The organism is Pseudoalteromonas sp. P1-26 (assembly GCF_001401795.1).
GTDB lineage: Bacteria > Pseudomonadota > Gammaproteobacteria > Enterobacterales > Alteromonadaceae > Pseudoalteromonas.
The window spans coordinates 1-21,111 of sequence record NZ_LKDX01000013.1; the positions used below are offsets into that span (position 1 = coordinate 1).

Sequence of the window (21,111 nt, forward strand, 5' to 3'; positions counted from 1 at the left end):
AGCCTAGATGGTGGTTACCTTCGTGCGGGTGGCCTGCGTTATGACGATGGCGAATTAAAAGAAAGCTTTGCAGGTGTTTACGGCACTGAGTTTGCTGGCGGCCGTTTACTACTAGGTGCGAACTTACAAGGTCGTTATAACCCAAAACAAAAATCAAGCCTACGCTATGGCGATAGCCCAGAGAATAACGCTAATTACAAAACCGAAGAATTCGATAACCGCGAAGATCAATCAGATATTCGCGACGGTGACGACACCTCGCTAAATGCCAGCTACGAAATTGCTTTTGATGATGGCAGTAAGTTTGATATCAGCGCGATTTGGGTTGATACCGACCGTACTGAAGATGAGCGTTCATTTGAATATGACGACCCAACAGCAATTAATAACTCAATTGTTGAAGGCGGTAACCTTGAGACCGACAACGCCAATGTGTCTTTCATCGACCAAACCAACTACAACATCAACTCGGGTTATGAGTTACCCCTTTTTGGTGGCACCAGTAAATTCAAACTTGGTTTTGCAAGCTTTGAAGAGTCTGTTTACGAACAAGAAGTAGAAATCGATACCTCTGAACTACCTATGGTATTTGAGGAAGAAGAAGAAACCGTAGACCTTGATGACAAAGAATGGTCATTACAATGGCAACATAGCTTGTTTGCAGGCGAGAACAAAACGATTCAATTCGGTGCCTTTGTACAAGGTAAAGAGCGCGATACTGCGGTTTATCAAGCCGAAGGTGAAAGCGAACAAAGCTTTACTAGCTGGGATCAGTTCAGCAAAACACCACTGTCACTTGCAGGCTTTAACAACGAGTTTGAAGCAGCCTCTGGTGGCGTCAATAAGCTCGAAGAAGACCGCCTAGATGTATTTGCATTAGTTAAGCACGAAGACCAAGACTTCTCGTGGGAGTTAGGTGTGCGCTACGAAACAACCGACTCAACCATTACTGACAAAGCAGAAGGTGTCAGCGCTAAAAACGATTATGACTTCTTCTTACCATCGGCACATTTACGCTATAACGTCTCTGAAAACGGCCGTGTTAGTGCATCGGTTGCACGTAGCTTACGTCGTCCTGACTTTGATTACATCACCCCTGCTCTACTTGAAAAAGAGCTAGGCGATAACGACTTTTTAGGTAACCCAGACCTACAACCAGAATCATCGTGGGGTATGGACTTAGGTTATGAGTATCGTTTAGGTAAAAGCGGCGTCGTGGGTATCAATGTGTTCTACCGTGATGTCACTGACCTTATCGAAATAGCTAATACAGGCCAACAAGGTTCAGAAGGTGATGGTACTTACATTTTGCAACCGCGTAACACCGGTGATGGCAACGTAAAAGGTATCGAGCTTGATTTATCAACGCCGCTAAGCGCCATTAGTATGCCAAACACTGGGGTATTCTTTAACTACTCATGGCTTGATTCAGAAGTAGATGACACTTTCGGTAGCCGTAAATTCAACGACCAATCTGACTACGTGTTTAACGTTGGTTTTATTCAAGACCTACCTGATTTAGGCGCTTCGTTCGGTGCAACTTACCGTAAACAAGGTGATGCTTACGGCCGTATCGTGGGTGAAGAAGTGACCACACACTACGGCGCAGACCTTGAACTATTCGTAGAAAAACGCTGGCAAGACGTCACGCTTCGTTTAGTGGGCTCAAACCTATTAGATGCAAGCAAAGACGAAACCTTTAACAAGTTCGACACGGTTGATGACCAAATCAACCGCGACTTTGACGAGTATGAACTGGAGTCTGAAGAAGCAGGCCCTGTTATTCAGTTAATGCTGCGCTACGCGTTTTAATACACATAAGAGTTATTAAGGCAGCGCATTGCTGCCTTGTAGTATATTTGGGGATCCCATGAATTTTAAAAAACCACTTAATCTTGTTGCCAGTGCAGTGATACTAAGCACCCTAGCAGCGTGTAGCCAAACAACGGTAACCGAGGCACCAAGTAAAAACCAATTAACAGCATTTGGCACAACAGAAAATATGCAAGGCTCACAAGCGGCGGCCCTTGCTGATGACGCTTGGCTATTAAGCTCACAAAGCCAAGGCCTACAACTTATTGATGCCACAGGTAAACAACATGCATTACAAAAAGGTAACTTCGAAGCGCTGTCTGTTAAGGCAATCAGCAAAAACAGCTACCTTGTTGCTAGTATCGACAACGAAGCTGACCAAGCGGTGATTTTTAGCTTACAAAAAGCAGCTAAATGGCAGTTAACTGAAATTAGCCGTATTAGCCCACCAAAAGCAAAGCCTGAAGCGGTGTGCTTATTTGCTAACCCGACAACTCAGGCAGTTTCGGCATTTGTGGCAGACGCTCGTGGTCTTATCCGCGAAACACTGGTGTTTGACATGGAAAATAAGCGCGCGTTAAACCTTGAATTACGTGAGTTTGCCGGTGTAAGTGAAACATCAGGCTGTGCGGTTGATGATAACAGTAAAACTCTTTATTTAAGTGAAGGCGAGCTAGGCATTTGGCAAATTAACGCAGATGCTGAATCGCGCGCCGATAAAAAGCCCGTGGCTTTGATGTCGCCATTTGGCAGCTTAGCGCCTGAAGTTGGCGGTTTAACCACAACAGATGATGGTAGCTTATGGTTCACCACCTCTGAAGATAACCAATTACATCGCTACGAAAAGAGTACTAAACGTTTTAGCAGCTGGCAATTTGCTGGTGAACTGGCGATTGAATCTGCCGCAGTGCGCTTTAACAATAAGCAAGCTGATATCGTGTTATACGATGACGAATCAGGTCATTATGTAAAAGGTCAAATAGATGGGCAGGCTAAACAACATAATAGCGCTAAAACAGCGGTTGTTACTTATATCAATGCACAAGCGCAAACCGATGCGGTACGTGCTTTTGGTGATGCCGCCGATGACCCTGCTATTTGGGTAAATTCTAAAAATGCAGCAAAAAGCCTGATCTTAGGTACCGATAAACGCCGTGGTTTAATGGTGTATGACCTTGCAGGCAAAGAGCTGCAAGCGCTAGAAACAGGCCGTTTAAATAATGTTGATGTGCGCCAACATGCAAGTATCAACAACGCAAGCAATACGTGGATCACCGCAAGTAATCGTACTCATAACAGTATCAGTGTTTACAGCGTCGATAATCACAATCAGGTGCAACATCTTGCTGAGCTGCCAACGACTTTAAACGAAATTTACGGTATGTGTATGTACTCATCAAACACTGGCAACTATGTGTTTATGAATGACAAATCAGGCCTATTTCAGCAATACAAACTAACTGGTAATAATGAGAGCGTATCAGCACAACTAGTACGCGAATTTAGTGTTCCTAGCCAACCAGAAGGTTGCAGTGCAGATGATAAAACCGCACAGCTATTTTTAGGTGAAGAAGACGAAGGTATTTGGTTTATTGGCGCTGAGCCAACAGCAGGAAATAAACCTGTAATGCTGCAAACTGTGAACGATATGTTGGTTGATGATGTAGAAGGCATGGAAATCTACCACGCTAAAGATGCCCGCTATTTAGTGGTTTCTAGCCAAGGTGATTACAGCTATGTGCTTTATAAAATTATTGATGGCAATACCCCTAGCCTAGAGTTTGCGGGTAAATTTGCAATCAGCAATAACCTAGAGTTAGCAATAGATGGCGTATCAGAAACTGATGGCCTAACGGTAACACCGGCTGCATTACCGGGCTACCCTGAAGGGGTGCTAATTGTGCAAGATGGTTACAACCGTATGCCACAGGCACCGCAAAACTTTAAGATTATTGACTGGCGCGAAGTAAAAAAAGCTATTCAATAAATTACTCCGTAAAGGTGCTCGGTTTATCTGGGCACCTTTTTTATCTGAACATGTTTAATCAGTAAAATAAATAACTAAAACACCCAACTATTGCACCGTAAATTAGCATAGGCAAAAAGGTTTTCTTAAGCACTGGCCCTTCTTGATTATTCACTCCAACAATACTGGCTACAGCAATAATATTGCTAATGCAGATCATATTCCCCATCGCCGCCCCCGTTGATTGCAACGCAAGCACTAAGGTTTCTGACAAGCCCACTTGCTGTGCAATACCATATTGAATACCGCCAAAGGTAAGATTAGACACCGTTGCAGAGCCTGAAAAGAAAGTGCCGAGAGCTCCCAAGTAGGAGGCAAATAACACCCAGTGCTCCCCGCTTAAATCAGCAAAGGTACTCGCCATATAAAATATGGGCGCATTATGGCCGCCTTGCATTAAAACATTCACCATCACCAGCGCCCCGATCAAAGCAATACATGGCATAGCAATACGGCCTAAGGTGTCGGAGCACATTTGCTTTACTTGTGGCTTGCTCATTTTAAGTAACGGCACACAGATCAACACCACTAATACAAACGGGATCAACGCTGGTACAAACAAGGTTTTATACGACCACCCCACTGAAGTGCCGAATATCTCATGTAAAGATAAGATCAGTGCTTTGCTTAATTCAAATTGTGCAAAGCCCAAATGAATACTCAGCCAGAGCGTTTCGTCGTTAAGCAATGCTTTAATGCCCAACTGATGAATACGGGTTATCACCAGCACAACAATCAAAAGTAATAACGGTAATAAAGCTAAAAATAGCGCTTTGGGTGTAAGCTCAGCTTTGCCTTTCGAGCTTTGTGCATTTACAGCTGACTTATCTAACCCCACTCCCCTACTTGCTAAATAGATAGTGACTAATAGACCCACTGCACCACCTATCAACGATGGAAATTCATAGTTCCACTGGGCAAACAACCAATAAGGTAAGACACATGAAAACACACTCAAATAAATGAATACGCTATTTTGACGCACCTTTTTTAGTGGCAGCACAAGGCACAGCGCAATCATAGGAATAACCAAAGCAGCAACAACATGACAAAGCGCCGTCCACCTTGAGATAGCCAACACTTGCCCATCATCTAAGTTTAGCGCCGAAAAGCCAAACCATGTTGGTGTGCCAACTGCACCAAAAGATACGGGGATCGAGTTTAAAATAAGAGTGAAAATAATCACTTTAAAAGGCGAGAAACCAAGCCCGACCAAAATAGGCGCCGCGATGGCCGCAGGCGTGCCAAAGCCCGATGCACCTTCGAGCATAAATGCAAATGCCCAACCAATGATCATCAACTGTGCAACTTGATTACTGCTAATTGATTCAAGCCAATGTTTTATCGTAGTTTCGGCCCCAGATATTGCCAACATGCGGTTAAGTAAAATAGCCCCTGCAATAATCGAAATGGGCGTCATAACAGACAACACACCAGCAAACGAATTAGCAAGCAACAGCCTTAAATCAGCTTGGAAGTAAAACAGTTGCAGTAAAGCAGCGAGTAGCGCTGTTATGGGTAAGGCAATATAAGAAGCGATGGGGCTGCGTTTTACCATCATCCAGATCAGCACCAAAATAGGTAGTGCAGCCACTAGGGTATTCATGGGTCATCCTGTTGTTTTTATTAAGCGCTTTCCTTAATTCAAAGTATAGACAGGATAACCATAATCAGTATTTTTTATTTGTTAAATAAGTGTACTGAGCCACCAAAGTAACAGTACTAACACAGAAATAGCGACTAAAGCTTTGGTTTTGTGCTTTTGAATAACTCGCTCTGCCTGATTACCCGCGTAATAAACAACGGCAGCAAGGGCAAAGTAACGGATTGAACGAGCAATAACCGTTGCCAGTAAAAATAGAAAAATTGAATACTTAGTTGCTCCAGCGGCAAGCATGGCAATTTGAAATGGGATGGGCACAATACCGAGCGTCAATACAAACCAAAAGCCTTGTGCCTGCATTTTTTGCTTAACTTGCTCGAACTGCTCAGGGTTTGAGAAGGTATTAATCACCCAGTCCCCCACTACATCAAATAGATAGTAGCCGAGGGCATAACCAAAAATAGCACCAATAATACAACCAATGGTCGCCATTAATGCGATTAACCAAAGCTTTTCTCGGCGGGCTTGCATTAACGGAACAAGCACAGCTTCAAGAGGAATAGGCACTATAGTTGACTCTAAAAATGATGCCACCGTGATTGATTTGAGCATATGTTTAGAGTCGATAAACTGCCGTGTTTTTTGCTTTAACTTTTTAGCAATTGCCATTATTCATCCCTTGGAGTTTTGTTGCGATATAGGTTACAACAAAAAGCCTTAACCGTCCCTTACGGTTTATGAATATAACGGCTACGGCCTTGATTCTTTGCCAAATAAAGCGCTTGGTCGGCACGTTTCATGGTGTTGCTAAATGTCTCTGTGGCACGCTTAATCGCCGAACCCACACTCACGCTGAGCGTTTTACTAGGCGTCACCATCACATTATTAGCAAGGCTCAGCAGTTGCTCACAGGTAGCACGTAACTCATCAGCGTCGTCGGTGGCTACATAAAGTGCAAACTCCTCACCACCGATTCGTGCAAATAGAATGTCTTCATCTAATGCTTGATGACACTGATAAACAAAATCTATCAATACCTGATCACCAACATCATGGCCATATTCATCATTAATCGCTTTAAAATGATCAATATCAGCTATCACTATGCTATGTGGCTTATCTTGGTTTTGCTGCACATAATGATAAAAATAACGACGGTTATACGCCTTTGTTAATACATCGGTTTTTAGTTCTTCTTCAAGCTGTTCGCGGGTTTTAGCTAAGTCTGTAAGGGCAAGGTAAAGACCAAACCCAGTTACTAGCATCCCTAAAGTGCGGGTAATATCTTCGATATAAATGCCAACCCAGATTGGTTGAAATACCAGCTCGTCTAAAAAATCAAAAGTAAGCCCAGCACTCCAAAGGAAGATACCCACACTTAAAAATAAGTAACTACGCTTAGCAACCACCGAGGTTTGCACAAACGCGAAAATACAAATCAAAATAAGCAAATTGATGGCGTCACTTAGCACGCCATTTAAGTAGATATCATTTTCGAGCCGATTAAAGTAATACAGATAAGTGATCACTATCAGCAACAAAAAGACAATAAAAGAACTAATAAATAACCGCTTTATTATGAGTGGTACTGAGTTTAACTCAGCCTTTACTTCAGGAGGGGATGCTTGCTTATTCATAACTAATCACGACAACGTACTGCAATGAACTAAACATTAGCAAAGCAAATTTAAAAGTGCATGATAAAGCCGCTTAAAAGAGCAAAAACCAGCGTTTTTACTGGAGTAAAAAGTCTAAAAATAAGCCGTTTTAGTCAGTGAAAAAGTCTAAGTTCATGCTATTTGCCACTAACGGTCGCAATTCTGCTGTTATTTTTTTATCATCGCTGACAATTTAAATGACACAGCAAGAATCAATGAGCGACGCACGATTTATTCCTTTTCGAAAACACGACATCATCAACCTTTGCCAAGCCTATTTAGGTGAATCGCAATCAGGTTCGTTTATGGAGTTGGCTACACTTTTGCAAAGCGTGACTCATTACCAATATCACGAGCTGCTGGAGTCATTAAAAAACAACTATGCGCCATTTGACCCAAATAGCGACACCCGCACTCTAATACCGATTACCGACGAGCAACGTGCCAGCTACCAATCTGCCTTTGCAAAAGACTTTGCCACCGTACTCAATGCTGCCAATTTTGAAACCATTACCAATCAAGACTTACAAGATGCGCTCAATGAAGAGTCTTTATTTAAAGTGCGTTTAGCCGTTGAGTTTGATGACTTCGCAGAAGTGGTCTTTTACCGCCGTGGTGAATCGCAAAAAACTGAGACGCTGCGCAGTTTTTGGGGGCTTAAGAAAAAACAGATTCAATTTACTAACTATGATCGCGTTGCCATATTCATCCGCTTTAAAGACGAGCAGTACTTTTTAGAAAAAGGCAAAATGCCAGTGGGCTTTGAACCAAATTCAACCATTGTCAAATTATTCCAGAATGTGCCAAAAGCCGATTTAGAAATGCTGTTTCCGAATAGCGAAGTAAAAATGCGCCCAATAGATAAACTGATTATTGGTTCATCAGCATTGATTGGCGGTGCTGTGGTGTTGGTAACAAAATTAGGCGCGTCAATTTTACTACTGATTGCTCTGATTGCCTTTTGGGGTGGTTGGCGCAGTGAAGAAGTGCATATGAGTCAGCAACACTTTATTACCTTTGCAATCGGCATGGGGGTATTTGGCAGCTTTATTTTTAAAGAATGGAGCAAGTTTAAAAACCGTAAAATTCGCTTTATGAAAGCACTAGCGGACAACTTGTATTTTAAAAACCTCGATAACAATGCAGGTGTTTTTCATACTCTCGTTGATGCAGCTGAAGAAGAAGATGTTAAAGAGGCGCTGCTTGCCTACACCTTTTTACTAAAAAGCGAATCAGCGATGACTGCAGAGCAATTAGATAGTCAAATTGAGCAATGGTTTAACGAACAACATAATTGCCAGCTCGACTTTGAAATTGATGATGCTTTAGACAAACTCGTAAAGCTTGATCTAGTTAATCAGCAAAATGAACTTTATTCGGCGGTTGATTTAGATAAGGCCAAACAGCGCTTAGATGCGCGTTGGGATGACTATTTTAAGTTTGCCTAAGCCTTTAAAATCAGGTACTAGCAAGTACAAATCGAGTCTGAGTCTGTTTAACTCTCGTTACGGCATTTTGGTCTCAATGTGCTTGCGCAGCGAATGGTCTGCTTTTAGGATAAAATTTTACGGCTAAAAAAAGACCATTCCATGCAATTAAAAAAAACAATCCTTATTGGAGCAAGTTTGCTGTGCGCAGCAACAACAGCTCAAGTATATGCTAACGACAAATTTGTCTCTGAAGATATTTTTCAGCTTGAATACGCAGGCGACCCACAAATAAGCCCAGACGGTAAAAAAATCGTTTATGTGCGCAGCGGCTACGACATCATGAAAGATGGTAATAAGCGTAGCTTTTGGCTGTACGATATAAAGTCTGGTCAACACACGCCACTGTTTTCTGATGAACATAACTATAGCCAACCTACTTGGTCTCCAGATAGCAAGAAAATTGCTTTTACCAGCAACTCAAGTGGCTCAAATCAGCTTCACGTTTATTGGTTAGCACAAGACAAACAAGCATTATTAACGCAACTACCAAAATCAGTACGTAACTTAAGTTGGTCGAATGACTCTGCACAAATTGCTTTCACCATGAGCCTTCCTGAAGGTAAATCTGCGTTCGCTAAATCAGTAAAATTGCCTAAAAAGCCAAAAGGCGCTGAGTGGTCAAAACCAGTGAGAGTGTTTGAAAAAGCACGCTATCAAGCTGATGGCGCAGGCTTTTTAGAGCCTTCATATCGTCACGTTTTTGTTATTCCAGTTTCGGGTGGCACACCACGCCAATTAACATCGGGTGATTATCAGCATTATGGTCCACTTGCTTGGGATCCAAGTAACACAAAACTAGCTTTTTCTGCTGATCGCAATGATGAGTGGGAATATCGCACAACTGAGTCAGACCTATATGAAATCAATGTAAAATCAGGCGAGCTTACGCAACTAACCGATTTACCAGGCCGTGAAAGTAACCCACGTTACGCACAAGACGGTGATGAACTAGCCTTTGTTGCGCGCGACAATGCCCCTGTGCCTTACATTAACTCAACACTATCTATGCTCGATTTAGATGATAAATCAATCAAGCATATTACTGAAAAATTAGACCGCTCAGTGGCTGATTATAAGTGGTCAGGCGATGGTGACTTTGTTATTCAGTACGACGACTTTGGTAAGCGTAAGCTCGCTAAAGTAAACAGCCGCGGTAAGGTCACTGACTTAACTGATACGGTATCGGGCACTTCAATTGGTCGTCCGTATATCAGTGGTAGTTTCAGCATGGCCAATAATGGCGCTATTGCGTACACCACAGGCAGTGAATACCGCCCAGCTGATTTAGGCTACATCTACAGAGGTAAAAGTAAAACGCTAACTTCATTAAACGAAGATGTATTAGGCCATAAGAAGCTTGGTAAAGTGCACGAGCTGAATGTTAAATCGCAGTTCGACGGCCAAGCCATTCAAGGTTGGTATATCACGCCACCTGATTTTGATGAAAACAAACAGTACCCATTAATGGTTGAAATTCACGGCGGCCCACATCTTGCCTATGGCCCAAGCTTTACTGCTGAATTACAACGTTATGCTGCTGAAGGTTACGTTGTTGTGTATGTGAATTACCGTGGTTCAACAAGTTACGGTAAAGACTTTGCACTACTGCTAGATGGTAAATACAGCTCAGAAGAAGACTTTGCCGATCACAACTCGGCAGTTGATGCCATGATTGCTAAAGGCTTTATCGACAAAGATAACTTATTTATTGCTGGTGGTTCAGCAGGTGGTATTGCAACGGCTTATGCGGTTGGTTTAACAAACCGCTTTAACGCTGCGGCAATTACCAAGCCAGTGATCAACTGGTTAAGTAAAACGCTTTCAGCCGACAGCTATATTGGTCAAATTCGTAACCAATTCCCTGGTATGCCATGGGATAATGTGGAGCACTACTGGAAACGTTCACCGCTTTCATTAGTGGGTAACGTAACCACACCATCATTGATCATGACAGGTGAAGAAGACCGCCGCACGCCGATTTCAGAATCAGAGCAGTTCTATCAAGCATTAAAACTGCAAAAGGTAGATACCGTGCTTATTCGTGTACCGGGCTCACCACATGGTATTGCGGGTCGTCCTTCACGTATGATTTCGAAAATTGAATACACCCTTGCGTGGTTCAAACAATATCAGAAGTAATGAATTAAGCAGGAGTGAGGTGCTCACTCCTGCTTAAAAATAATGATGACTAAGCGCAAGTTGAGCAGAACCTATCGACTGCGCTTTTTCCCCGCACACGCCTAAACCAACTTCACAGCTACGTAGTCCACGACTATCTAACCGTGCAAATGCTGCAATTGATAACTGCTTGAGCTGTTCAAGCGCTTTACCCGGTAACGGCGAATCAATAATCACAGCTTGCATATCTAATAAACTCAAACAGTTATGCATGGCAATACTGATAGCCTCAGCAGATTTTTCAAGCCAAGGCTGAACTAGCCGTTTATGATCTGAAAACTGACTGTCGGTAAGCTCATACACAGATATACCAAATTGCTGCTTATCAAACTCGCTTTGTAATGAGAGTAGTGAACATTGACTAAGTAACTGTTCGCGTTCAGCGTTTAGCATTGAGCCTATAGCACCGGCATTACCACTTTTACCTTCGAGAAGTTGGTGGTTAATCACCACGGCTCCACCTAAAAAAGCCCCCAAATAAACATACAAAAAATCGCTGTAGTTATTAGGATTACCAAGGCTTAGTTCTGCACAGCAGGCAGCGTTATTATCGTTACTAATATAAACCGGTAAATTAAACTGACTTTCTAAGTAACCTTTTAAGTCGAAGCTTTGCCATTGGCTAAGGGTATTTGTTGCAGAGTCTGAAGCAGCTTGCCATTGCCAAATATCAAACGGCATAGCGACACCAAGCCCACACACATGTGAGCGCAGTTCTGGCTCTAATTGACTGATTAATTTTGGGATATGTGTTTCTAAGAATGATTTAAGCTCATCAACCGATGCTTCATTCACCTCCAAAGATACCGATGCTCTTTGCGTGCTGTGTAAGTCAACGAGTATCAGGTCGAAGCGTCGTCGCCCGATTTTCAAACCAAAACTAAATGCACCATCTGGATTGAGCCTAAATGGCACGCTTGGTTGCCCTACCCGTCCTTTTACAGGTGCATCACGAAGCAATAGCTTATCTTCTTCGAGCTTGTTGATGTTCACTGTTGCCGCCTGAGCAGACAAGGCTAACGCTTTTGCTATTTGTGCTTTAGGCATGCTTTGCTGTTGCCTAATTAAACTTAAAATTGCTCGCTCGTTCTTGCTTCTTGGTGCTCGCGATAAACTGCTCTTCATAACATCCTTCTTGATATAAGCTTGATAAGCGGCCTATTAGACCTTTTTGGCGTACTATCTACCAGTCAAAATAATAAATCAACTAGGTTGATTTATTATTTATAGTCGTGAATACTGTCGGCCACAACAATATGAACACATTAATCTGGTGAACTATGCAAACACAGCCTGCTATTGTATCGCGCCAAATGCTTTGGCCTTTTATTCTGCTTACAATTTGCTTTGCTGCTTGGGGTACTGCGGCCAATATGACAGACCCATTAGTGAAAGTTTTTAGCAAAACATTTTCGATGAGTGCGTTGCAATCAGCACTGGTGCAGTTTAGTTATTACGGTGCTTATTTTTGCTTAGCTTTACCGGCAGCCATGATCAATAGACGGTTTAATTATAAAACGGGGCTGTTAGTGGGTTTAGCCATGGCCGCCTGTGGTGCTTTATTGTTTTACCCTGCTAGCCAAACCATGCTCTATAGCCACTTTTTATTGGCCTTGTTTATTCTTGCTGGGGGCTTGTCTATTTTAGAGACTTCTGCAAATCCCTATGTCATGCAGTTAGGATGCGAGCACACAGCAACCCGTAGACTTAACCTCGCGCAAGCTTTCAACCCCGTTGGTACTAATATTGGTGTGTTTTTAGCGGCGACGTTGATCTTACCGAACTTAAATCAAGCTGATAGCGCAAGCCGTGCTCTGATGAGTGAAGCGCAATTAAAAACCGTTGTGAGTGCAGAGCTTGATGCTGTGATGGTGCCGTATGTGGGTATGGCCTGTTGTTTAATCTTACTATGGCTATTTATCTTTTTTAGCCGCTCTCCTGCCAAAGTAACAAAAGCCGCAGCGCAACCGCGTAAACTTAAAAAGACCTTTCAACATTTGTATCAAAATAAGCACTACCGGTTTGGTGTGCTTGCACAGTTTTTTAATGTTGGCGCACAAACTTGTGTATGGACCTACACCATTGGCTACACCATGGAAGCTCTTAACACTACAGAAGTTACCGGCGGTCAGGTATTACAATATTCTATGCTGGTGTTTTTAGTGTCTCGCTTCATCATGACTTGGCTAATGCGCTTTATTAGCGGCGCTAAATTACTGCGCTTTATGGCTTTAGTTGCAGCCGTGCTTTGTTTTATTGTTACCACCCAAGTTAATTTAGTGGGCGTAGTCGCACTTGTAGCTATTTCAAGCTGTCTATCTTTGATGTTTCCAACCATTTACGGCACAGCACTTGAAGGCCTCGGCGAAGATGCAAAAGTTGGTGCGGCAGGTTTAGTAATGGCAATTTTAGGGGGCGCATTTTTACCTCTGATCCAAGCTGCAACTATAGATGCTTTTAACACTGCGGTTTCGTTTGTTGTACCACTTATTTGCTTTTTAATTGTTGCTTTGTATGGCCACCATACCAAAGTAGCAGCAATACCCGCCAAAGCGCAGTTGCAGGACTAAACGCATCAATGAGATAATGCACCTCGTTTACCTACTTAAGCGAGGTGTATCGTCAATTAATGGCACATATTACATTTTTTATGGTCAAGTTTTTGGCCTTTTCTGTTGGCTGTTTTTCCTGCTTTTTACTTCATGACCAAGCCAATGTTGCCCTTGTGTTATCTGCTGCATTTACCGGTTTAGTTGGCACATTTATTCCTTTTCCTGCTCGTTTTGGTAACCATCCTTATGCAGCCATTTACGCTGGTAGTTTTGCTGGTATGTGCTCATCGAGTTTAATCAACAGCTACTGGGAGCTGAGTTTTATCTCTTTAATTGGTGCCAGCCTTTACGTATTAACTATGAACCTATTTGCAGGTTTTGGTGGTCGTCTTGGTAGCGTTGCTTTTGCCAGTGTGGCGCTTTACATGCTTGCAAAAGGGGTCTTTTAATGGATTTGTTTATTACAATTACCGCTTTACTTGGTGCCTACTCTACTTACTTTTTAGCGCATCATAACCGCTTTGATGGCATTCGCGCCTCAGCCGCCACCAGCATTATTGCATTTGCAATTTTAAGCCTATTCCCTGTTGATGTAGAACTTTACAGCGTGGCGTTTTTTGGGGGGACTTTCATTGGCATGAGCGCACCAAAACGCTTTGGCATTTTTACATTAGCCATTGCTTCAATATTGTTTGCTTTGTTGTTTGAATACCTTGTGCCGCGCTTGCATGGCTATGGCGGTGCATTGGGCTTGAGTGCTTTTCTATCTGTGTGTGTTTGCCATATCGGTATCTTGCTAGGGGCACCCCGCAGTAAAAAAAGCAACTAAATCTGACTTGGCAATTAAAAACCTATACCTTTTCATTAAGATTCTTTAGTATGTTAATTACTTGTTTAAGGATAAAGGATCTTTATGCTGTTTCGCTCATTACTGATTGCTACTCTGCTTTGTTTCATCAGTTGTGCAACGGCTGCGAAAACACTGACCTTTATCGCTGAAGATCTACCTCCTTACCATTTTAAAAATCAGCAAGGCGAAGCCGATGGTGCACTTGTTGAAGTAGTAAAAGCCGCCTTAGCACACGCAAACATCCCTAGCGAATTCGCAATTATGCCTATGGCGCGGGCTTTTCATGAGCTCGAAAACAATCCAAACATGTTAATGATTTCGCTACTAAAAAACCCAGCTCGCGAAAACCGCTTTCAGTGGTTAGCACAAACCTATTTTTCGGACGCTTACCTCGTTGACCTTGCGAGCAAAAGCCACAAAATATTTAGTTTAAAGCAAGCTCAGCAGTACCGTGTCGCGACTATTCGAGGCTATTCAAGTGAGCATTACTTGAAGCATGCCGGATTTAATGAAGATAAAAATTTGGTGCTAGTCAGTCATTACCATCAACTTTGGCAATTGCTTGAAAAAGAGCGCATAGACTTTGTGCTGACCAACACCCTGACTTTGCAAAACGAACTGGCATTATCTGGGGTTGATCCAAGTGACATTCATAAAAGCCTACACTTAGATGACTTTCCTTCAGGTCTTTATTTAGCTGCGAATCTTAATTTAGATAAACAACTCGCAGCGCAATTAAGTAACGCCATTGAAGCTTTGAAGCAAAGTGGTCAATACCAAGCAATTTTACAAAAATGGCAGTTGCCTTTACCTAAATAAAAAATGAAAAATACTCCATTATTTTACAAAAGCTTAGCCTTAGCTTGTGCCTTTAGCTGTCTATCGCTAAGCGCCTATGCTATTACCCCTGAACAAGCGTTAGAAAAGCTAAACGAAGCCCAGTCACTACGCAATAGTAACCCAAACCAAGCCACTGAAATTTTTGAGCAGTTAACCACCGATACGACCCTCGTCAATGAGCCTAACATCATGCAAGAAGCGCTTGAATCGCTGGCATTTATGAATGTCAGCAGTGGTGATTATGATCAAGCACTGAGCTATGCAGAGCAGCTACTGGAGTACGGACAAAAGCAAAGTAATCAGGCAATCACAGTACGAGCGATGCTTATTCAGGGCTACGCACAAGGTAGAAAAAGTAACTTTCTAACAGCAGAGCAGCACTACCGAGATGCATTAACTATTGCAAAACAGATAAAAGATTCTGTGCTGATTGCCCAGTCTTATGAGCGATTAGCAGCCATTTTACGCTGGCAAGATAAATACATAGCCGCCCTTAATGAGGCACAAAAATCTGTTAATATCTTACATGAATTTGATGATGAAAAATCGTATGCATCGGCATTACTAAACTTAGGAATAATCGAAGCCATTATTGGCGATCACAATGCGGCGCTTGCAAGTTTAACTCAATCATTTTCTTTGCATCAAAAGCTCGATGATAAAAAAGGCATAGCCGATTCGCTTTACGAAATTGGCGAAGTTTACCGCCGTATGGGCGACAGTGCTCAATCGTTAAAGCACTTTAAAATGTCTCACGTGTTGGATTTAGAAATTGGCTCAAAAGTCGACATCGGTAACAGTGCCATGAAGGTCGGCTACGCTGCGCTCAAACAAGGCGAACTTGCTACAGCCACAGATTACGCAGAAAAGTCGATTAGCTATTATCAGCAATCATCTTCAAACACAGGGCTATGTCGCTCGTACGATTTAATGGCGTTAATTGCTTTAAAACAAAATAACATAAGTGAAGCGCAAGCCTATATCGACCGCGCTTTGGCAATCGCTACTGACTATAATTTTCGCTCACACTTGGTATCTTTAGGGATCACCCAAACACGTATTTATCAAGCCCTTGATGATCACGCTGAAGCAATTAAAACCGCAGAGCAGGCTTTAAAACAGGCTGATGAGCTGCAAGATGTTGAAGATCAAATTAGCTTAAATAAGTTACTCACCGACTCTTACCTTGCTTTACAACTGTATAAACAAGCATTTGAATCGCAAAACCGCTATCAAACCCTTGAAGATAGTACCGGTAAAAATCAGCACGACTTAACCGTGGCCGCGATGCAAAGCCAAGTAGCTTTTATGCGAAATCAGCAAGAAATCAACCAATTGAGTGCTGAAAAGCAAATTCAAGCGGCTCAACTAAGCGAAAGTGAATGGCAATTCAAAGCGTGGTTACTGGGCTTAAGCTGCGTGATTTTGCTGATATCTGGCTTTGGTTACCGCTCATTTAAAAAGCGTAAGCTTGCCAGTGAACGAGCACAGCTACTCCAAGAAGTCGTTGATAAAAAGAACCGCTTACTAGCCGATGTGTCTCATGAAATTCGCACGCCACTCACAGCACTACAATTGCAAGTTGAAGCATTGCAATACAATATCGCCAAAGACGTAGATGCCTCTTACGATGCCATTAATCGAAAACTTACCGATATCAATGTACTGATCCGTGATATCCATCAACTAGCACAAGCTGACTCCGATAGCCTATATCTGAACTTAAAACCCTATTTACTTGCTGATGTACTCTCCGTTTGGCAGCGAGACTTTACTGCTTTTGTAGAAAACAAAGGCTTTGAATTTACTTGTAACATTCACCTTGCTGCTGATATCAAAGTCACATGGGATATCGATAAAATTAAGCAAGTACTGACGAACCTTTTATCAAACAGTACTTTTTATACTGATAAACCCGGCAAAATTAAATTTATAGCAATGGCCTCAGAGCAGAGTATTACTTTTAGTATTGAAGATACCCCACCCGGCGTTACCAATAATCAGTTAGTTGAAATATTCGAACGTTTATACCGCGTTGATAAGTCGCGCAGCCGTCAAACAGGCGGCTCAGGCCTTGGACTTGCGATTTGTAAAAGCCTGATAGAAACACACAAAGGCACTATTAAAGCTGAGCATAGTGAGCTAGGTGGCGTTAAAATCTTCATTTGCTTACCGCTTATTAGTGAACAACAGGTTTAATTAACATCACGATTCCCTAAAATCGCCCCTAAACAGGGCGATTTCACGACATTTAGCTCAATTAATGCCGACCAAGGTCGCATATTATTTAATCAAAAAAACACCTACATTTTTTAGGGTCTCTCACTAAAAAGTATAGGAGCCTCACAATGGCGGGCGAATATCAACAACAATACAAACAGTTCCAGCGCGATCCGGGTCAGTTTTGGCTTGAGCAAAGTAAACGACTTCCTTGGTTTAAAGAGCCAAGTGCCCCTTATCAATATGACGATAATGATTTTTACCATTGGTTTGCCGATGGTCAGTTAAACACTTGTTACCTAGCCCTCGACCAACACGTGGAAGCAGGCTATGGCGACCAAACTGCACTAATTTACGACTCCCCTGTTACCAATACCAAACAACAATACACTTATGGCGAGTTACAAACTCAAGTTGCTAAATTTGCAGGGCTCATGCAATCCCTTGGCGTAAGCAAAGGTGACCGTGTAGTCATTTATATGCCAATGATCCCACAAGCAGTTATTGGTATGCTGGCGTGTGCGCGCCTTGGTGCCATTCACTCCGTTGTATTTGGTGGTTTTGCACCACACGAACTCGCGGTGCGTATTGATGATGCAAAACCTAAGCTTGTGCTTACTGCGTCTTGCGGGGTCGAAATTAATCATGTGATTGAATATAAACCACTGCTTGATGAAGCACTCGAAAACGCCAAGCATGCTGTTGAACACTGTATTGTATTTCAGCGTGAACAAGCCATTGCCGAGATGCAAGATGGCCGAGACATCGATTGGCAATCAGCCTCTGATACAGCAAGTGCAGTCGATGCAGTGCCTGTTGCAGGCGACGACCCGCTTTATATTCTTTACACATCAGGTACCACAGGCACACCCAAGGGGGTGGTTCGAGAAAACGGTGGTCACGCAGTTGCAATGCATTACAGCATGGAAACCGTGTATGGCATGAAGCCCGGCGAGGTATTTTGGGCAGCTTCCGATATTGGCTGGGTGGTTGGTCACTCATACATTGTATATGCACCGCTCATTTATCGCTGTGCCACCGTACTTTATGAAGGAAAACCAATAAGAACTCCTGATGCCAGTGCATTTTGGCGTGTTGTAGAAGATTATAAAGTCACCGCCTTATTCAGTGCTCCAACTGCATTTCGCGCAATTAAAAAAGAAGACCCGACCGCCGAGGGCTTTAAACAATACGATACCTCAAGTTTAAAACGTTTATTCTTGGCCGGCGAACGCCTAGATCCGCCAACGTATGAGTGGTTGAAAGACAACACTGGCTTGCCTGTACTCGACCACTGGTGGCAAACAGAAACAGGTTGGGCAATTGCGTGTAATCCAATTGGTATTGAACAACTTGCCACTAAACCGGGAAGTTCAACTGTGCCAACACCGGGCTTTGATGTACAAATTCTTGATATGAATGGTGAGCAGTGCGCCGCAAACGAAAGCGGCGCAGTGGTTATTAAACTGCCTTTACCTCCTGGCTGCTTACCAACAATTTGGCAAAACAATGAACGCTTTCAGGCGGGCTACTTAAGTGAGTACCCGGGTTATTACCTCTCTGGTGATGGCGGCTATATTGATGAGGATGGGTATCTATTTATTATGGGTCGTACCGATGATGTAATTAACGTTGCAGGTCATCGCTTATCAACCGGTGAAATGGAAGAGATTGTAGCAGCCCACCCTGCTGTTGCTGAATGCGCAGTATTTGGTGTTAACGATGCACTCAAAGGGCAATTACCCATGGCGATGATAGTGCTCAAAGACGATTATCTTGGCGATAGCAAAGAAGTTGAGCAACAGTTAGTTCACTCGGTAAGAAATCAAATTGGCGCCATTGCCTGCCTGAAAAACATTTTGCATGTTGAGCGCCTCCCAAAAACCCGCTCAGGGAAAATACTCAGAAAGAATTTACGCCAATTGGTCGATGGTGAAGAGCTGCAAATTCCATCAACCATTGATGATGCGAGTATATTCGATGAAATCAACCAACAACTTAACAATCGCTGATCTGCGTTTGTAATTTTGTAATGTTACCAAAGGCCTTGTTTAAGGCCTTTATTCGTTTTGGCCTATGGCTTGCAACTTTACATGTAAGTTAGCAAACGAAAAGGTGGTTAACATGGCTGTTATCGCAGGTTATATCCAATTCAATGAATTAGGCAAAACAGAATTTCATTATATTAATCAACTAGCTGATGTATTTAATCGCTACAAAAAAGCAGATGTTCAGCGCTTTGATTGTGATAATGGAGCTATTTTTCACTATGACTTTGATGCTTACCAACAAGCGAGTTGGTTGCAAACTGAGTCGCAAATTGCAACGCTGATTGGTCACCCTTTACTAAGCAGCTCGCGCAGTGATGATTTAAAAACCATGGCCAATACAGCTTCGCTCAACACTTGCTTACAGCAATGTGAAGGGGTATTTAGCTTTTGCCAGTTTAATAGCCAATTAGGCAGCTTAGTACTTGCCACCGACCCACTTGGTTTAAAGCCGTTTTATACCTTAAAAACAGCGCAAGGCTTACTGTTTTCAACCAACTTGGGGTTATTTAAACAGCTCAGTATTGAGCTTGAAAGTGATGCCGAAGCACTTACAGAGCTTGCTGTGCTTGGTTACCCGCTATTAGATCACACGCCTTATAAAAACATTAAATGCTCATACCCAGGCGAAATATTACGTTTTGATGCCAGTCATGGCGTGGTAAAACAGCGTTACTTTGATTGGGTCGCCGTTGCCAAACAAAACTTTGAAGTGACCGACGCAATTGAAGGGGTTACTCAGGCCTTTCGCAGTGTTGTAACAAAAGCGATGCACACCGATAAAAAAGTGCTGAGCACCTTGTCTGGCGGCCTTGATTCACGGCTAATTAACTGCGAGCTATTACGCCAAGGTGTTGAGCTTAAGTCGTTTAATTTTTCGCAATCAGATAGCCAAGATCTCTACTGCGCAAAACAATATGCTTCGCAAAATGCCCTTAAACTTGAAGTTGTGCAAGTACGCGACACACAAAAGCTCTCTGTTGAGCAACGCCTTGGCAAATACTGGCGCAAAGCACATCACAATGAATATAAAACCGTTTCAAGACCACAAATTAGTTGGTCTGGTAATGGTGGCAGTGTTGGCTTAGGTGCCGTGTTTTATGGCGACGCTATTTATGATGCGGCAAAAGAAAACAATCTTGATAAGCTCATTCAAGCTTATTTAGATCAGCAGTACGCTTATTTGCCAAAGTCAGTGGTACATAATGCGTCTATGCTGCAACAAAAACTAATTGATAACCTAAAACTTAGTTTTAAACCCTTGGCTGAATTACCACTCGAAAAAGCATTCCAATTGTTCTTACTACTCAATGATCAACATCATCATTTGAGCATTCCGAACGAGCAAGTATGCGAGTTTAAAATGGAGTTCTTCCATCCGTTTTATTCGTGGAAAGTGCTGCAATATCCTTTAGCTGTCCCTGTTGAATATGTTCGTAAGCACCGCTTTTATCAGCGCTGGCTGAAAACCAGTTACCCACGAGCTATGCTTGCACCATGGCAAGCCTATCCGGGTCATATGCCTTGCCCTATCAAGGTAAATTACCAATCACAGTGGCAGTTTAACAATAACAATCTAATGCGTTTTGGCGAGCTGTTTAAGCTGTGGTACGAGATCATGCGCTTTGACCGCCATCAATTGATCAAACGCAGTCACTTTACCGCGTTATGCTTATTACAGTTAGCTCACCTAAAAAATGCGCAGCCAAACATTCGCATTGCTCAGCGGTTCTGTCAGTGGTAATGGATACCTAGGCGCAATAAAACTTAATCATTTGAGGGCATTGTTATGAAACACAAAAACTACTTTCTAAAACATGATATTACAGGCTAG

15 protein-coding genes are annotated in these 21,111 nt (G+C 42.6%); 11 read left to right on the plus strand and 4 right to left on the minus strand.

Annotated features, from left to right (window positions below; all coding sequences use genetic code 11):
* Together AN394_RS08600 and AN394_RS08605 are read left to right on the plus strand one after the other, a co-directional pair.
* The coding region (locus tag AN394_RS08600; protein WP_055021259.1) for a TonB-dependent receptor domain-containing protein at positions 1-1,812 on the plus strand (1,812 nt) is incomplete at its 5' end.
* Between the two features lie 58 nt (positions 1,813-1,870).
* Positions 1,871-3,799, plus strand: coding sequence for a phytase (locus AN394_RS08605; protein WP_055021260.1), 1,929 nt, complete (start codon positions 1,871-1,873; stop codon positions 3,797-3,799).
* A gap of 58 nt (positions 3,800-3,857) precedes the next feature.
* On the opposite strand, the gene AN394_RS08610 is transcribed toward AN394_RS08605, so the two are convergent.
* From AN394_RS08610 to AN394_RS08620, 3 genes are all read right to left on the minus strand, one after another.
* Positions 3,858-5,444 carry an L-lactate permease gene (locus AN394_RS08610; protein ID WP_055021261.1) on the minus strand — a complete coding sequence of 529 codons (1,587 nt, stop codon included), beginning with the start codon at positions 5,442-5,444 and terminating at the stop codon, positions 3,858-3,860.
* An 81-nt stretch (positions 5,445-5,525) separates the two neighbouring features.
* Complete coding sequence (locus AN394_RS08615) at positions 5,526-6,110, minus strand: YqaA family protein (RefSeq protein ID WP_055021262.1); 585 nt, start codon at positions 6,108-6,110, stop codon at positions 5,526-5,528.
* Between the two features lie 59 nt (positions 6,111-6,169).
* Entirely contained in the window at positions 6,170-7,078 is a 909-nt protein-coding gene (locus tag AN394_RS08620) for a GGDEF domain-containing protein (protein WP_055021263.1), read from the minus strand.
* Between the two features lie 236 nt (positions 7,079-7,314).
* On the opposite strand from AN394_RS08620, the gene AN394_RS08625 reads away from it, so the two are divergent.
* Positions 7,315-8,547, plus strand: coding sequence for a TMEM143 family protein (locus AN394_RS08625; RefSeq protein WP_055021264.1), 1,233 nt, complete (start codon positions 7,315-7,317; stop codon positions 8,545-8,547).
* 141 nt (positions 8,548-8,688) lie between these two features.
* Entirely contained in the window at positions 8,689-10,728 is a 2,040-nt protein-coding gene (locus tag AN394_RS08630; protein WP_055021265.1) for a S9 family peptidase, read from the plus strand.
* A 33-nt stretch (positions 10,729-10,761) separates the two neighbouring features.
* Here AN394_RS08630 and AN394_RS08635 read toward each other — a convergent pair whose 3' ends face one another.
* On the minus strand, positions 10,762-11,892 hold the full coding sequence (locus AN394_RS08635; RefSeq protein ID WP_055021266.1) for an ROK family transcriptional regulator: 1,131 nt from the start codon (positions 11,890-11,892) through the stop codon (positions 10,762-10,764).
* 155 nt (positions 11,893-12,047) lie between these two features.
* On the opposite strand from AN394_RS08635, the gene fucP reads away from it, so the two are divergent.
* The 7 genes from fucP to AN394_RS08670 all read left to right on the plus strand — a co-directional run bounded on the left by fucP (position 12,048) and on the right by AN394_RS08670 (position 21,021).
* A complete protein-coding gene (fucP, locus tag AN394_RS08640) occupies positions 12,048-13,337 on the plus strand; it encodes an L-fucose:H+ symporter permease (RefSeq protein ID WP_055021267.1) in 1,290 nt (429 codons plus the stop codon).
* An 80-nt stretch (positions 13,338-13,417) separates the two neighbouring features.
* Positions 13,418-13,768: a hypothetical protein gene (locus AN394_RS08645; protein WP_054561182.1), complete on the plus strand. Its 351-nt coding sequence runs from the start codon at positions 13,418-13,420 to the stop codon at positions 13,766-13,768.
* Positions 13,768-14,148: a hypothetical protein gene (locus AN394_RS08650; RefSeq protein ID WP_054560682.1), complete on the plus strand. Its 381-nt coding sequence runs from the start codon at positions 13,768-13,770 to the stop codon at positions 14,146-14,148. Before AN394_RS08645 ends, AN394_RS08650 begins: the two co-directional genes overlap by 1 nt.
* 84 nt (positions 14,149-14,232) lie before the next feature.
* Positions 14,233-14,988, plus strand: coding sequence for an ABC transporter substrate-binding protein (locus AN394_RS08655; protein WP_054560683.1), 756 nt, complete (start codon positions 14,233-14,235; stop codon positions 14,986-14,988).
* 3 nt (positions 14,989-14,991) lie between these two features.
* Positions 14,992-17,208, plus strand: coding sequence for a tetratricopeptide repeat protein (locus tag AN394_RS08660; RefSeq protein WP_055021268.1), 2,217 nt, complete (start codon positions 14,992-14,994; stop codon positions 17,206-17,208).
* A 149-nt stretch (positions 17,209-17,357) separates the two neighbouring features.
* Positions 17,358-19,241, plus strand: a complete 1,884-nt coding sequence (locus AN394_RS08665) for a propionyl-CoA synthetase (protein WP_055021269.1) — start codon at positions 17,358-17,360, stop codon at positions 19,239-19,241.
* A 112-nt stretch (positions 19,242-19,353) separates the two neighbouring features.
* On the plus strand, positions 19,354-21,021 hold the full coding sequence (locus AN394_RS08670) for an asparagine synthase-related protein (RefSeq protein ID WP_055021270.1): 1,668 nt from the start codon (positions 19,354-19,356) through the stop codon (positions 21,019-21,021).
* Positions 21,022-21,111: the final 90 nt, after the last annotated feature.

What these genes read in the sequence shown, in the direction of transcription:
- AN394_RS08605 (WP_055021260.1), top strand. Translation starts at nt 1,871, where the DNA reads ATGAATTTTAAAAAACCACTTAATCTTGTTGCCAGTGCAGTGATACTA.
- AN394_RS08610 (WP_055021261.1), bottom strand. Translation starts at nt 5,444, where the DNA reads ATGAATACCCTAGTGGCTGCACTACCTATTTTGGTGCTGATCTGGATG.
- AN394_RS08615 (WP_055021262.1), bottom strand. Translation starts at nt 6,110, where the DNA reads ATGGCAATTGCTAAAAAGTTAAAGCAAAAAACACGGCAGTTTATCGAC.
- AN394_RS08620 (WP_055021263.1), bottom strand. Translation starts at nt 7,078, where the DNA reads ATGAATAAGCAAGCATCCCCTCCTGAAGTAAAGGCTGAGTTAAACTCA.
- AN394_RS08625 (WP_055021264.1), top strand. Translation starts at nt 7,315, where the DNA reads ATGAGCGACGCACGATTTATTCCTTTTCGAAAACACGACATCATCAAC.
- AN394_RS08630 (WP_055021265.1), top strand. Translation starts at nt 8,689, where the DNA reads ATGCAATTAAAAAAAACAATCCTTATTGGAGCAAGTTTGCTGTGCGCA.
- AN394_RS08635 (WP_055021266.1), bottom strand. Translation starts at nt 11,892, where the DNA reads ATGAAGAGCAGTTTATCGCGAGCACCAAGAAGCAAGAACGAGCGAGCA.
- fucP (WP_055021267.1), top strand. Translation starts at nt 12,048, where the DNA reads ATGCAAACACAGCCTGCTATTGTATCGCGCCAAATGCTTTGGCCTTTT.
- AN394_RS08645 (WP_054561182.1), top strand. Translation starts at nt 13,418, where the DNA reads ATGGTCAAGTTTTTGGCCTTTTCTGTTGGCTGTTTTTCCTGCTTTTTA.
- AN394_RS08650 (WP_054560682.1), top strand. Translation starts at nt 13,768, where the DNA reads ATGGATTTGTTTATTACAATTACCGCTTTACTTGGTGCCTACTCTACT.
- AN394_RS08655 (WP_054560683.1), top strand. Translation starts at nt 14,233, where the DNA reads ATGCTGTTTCGCTCATTACTGATTGCTACTCTGCTTTGTTTCATCAGT.
- AN394_RS08660 (WP_055021268.1), top strand. Translation starts at nt 14,992, where the DNA reads ATGAAAAATACTCCATTATTTTACAAAAGCTTAGCCTTAGCTTGTGCC.
- AN394_RS08665 (WP_055021269.1), top strand. Translation starts at nt 17,358, where the DNA reads ATGGCGGGCGAATATCAACAACAATACAAACAGTTCCAGCGCGATCCG.
- AN394_RS08670 (WP_055021270.1), top strand. Translation starts at nt 19,354, where the DNA reads ATGGCTGTTATCGCAGGTTATATCCAATTCAATGAATTAGGCAAAACA.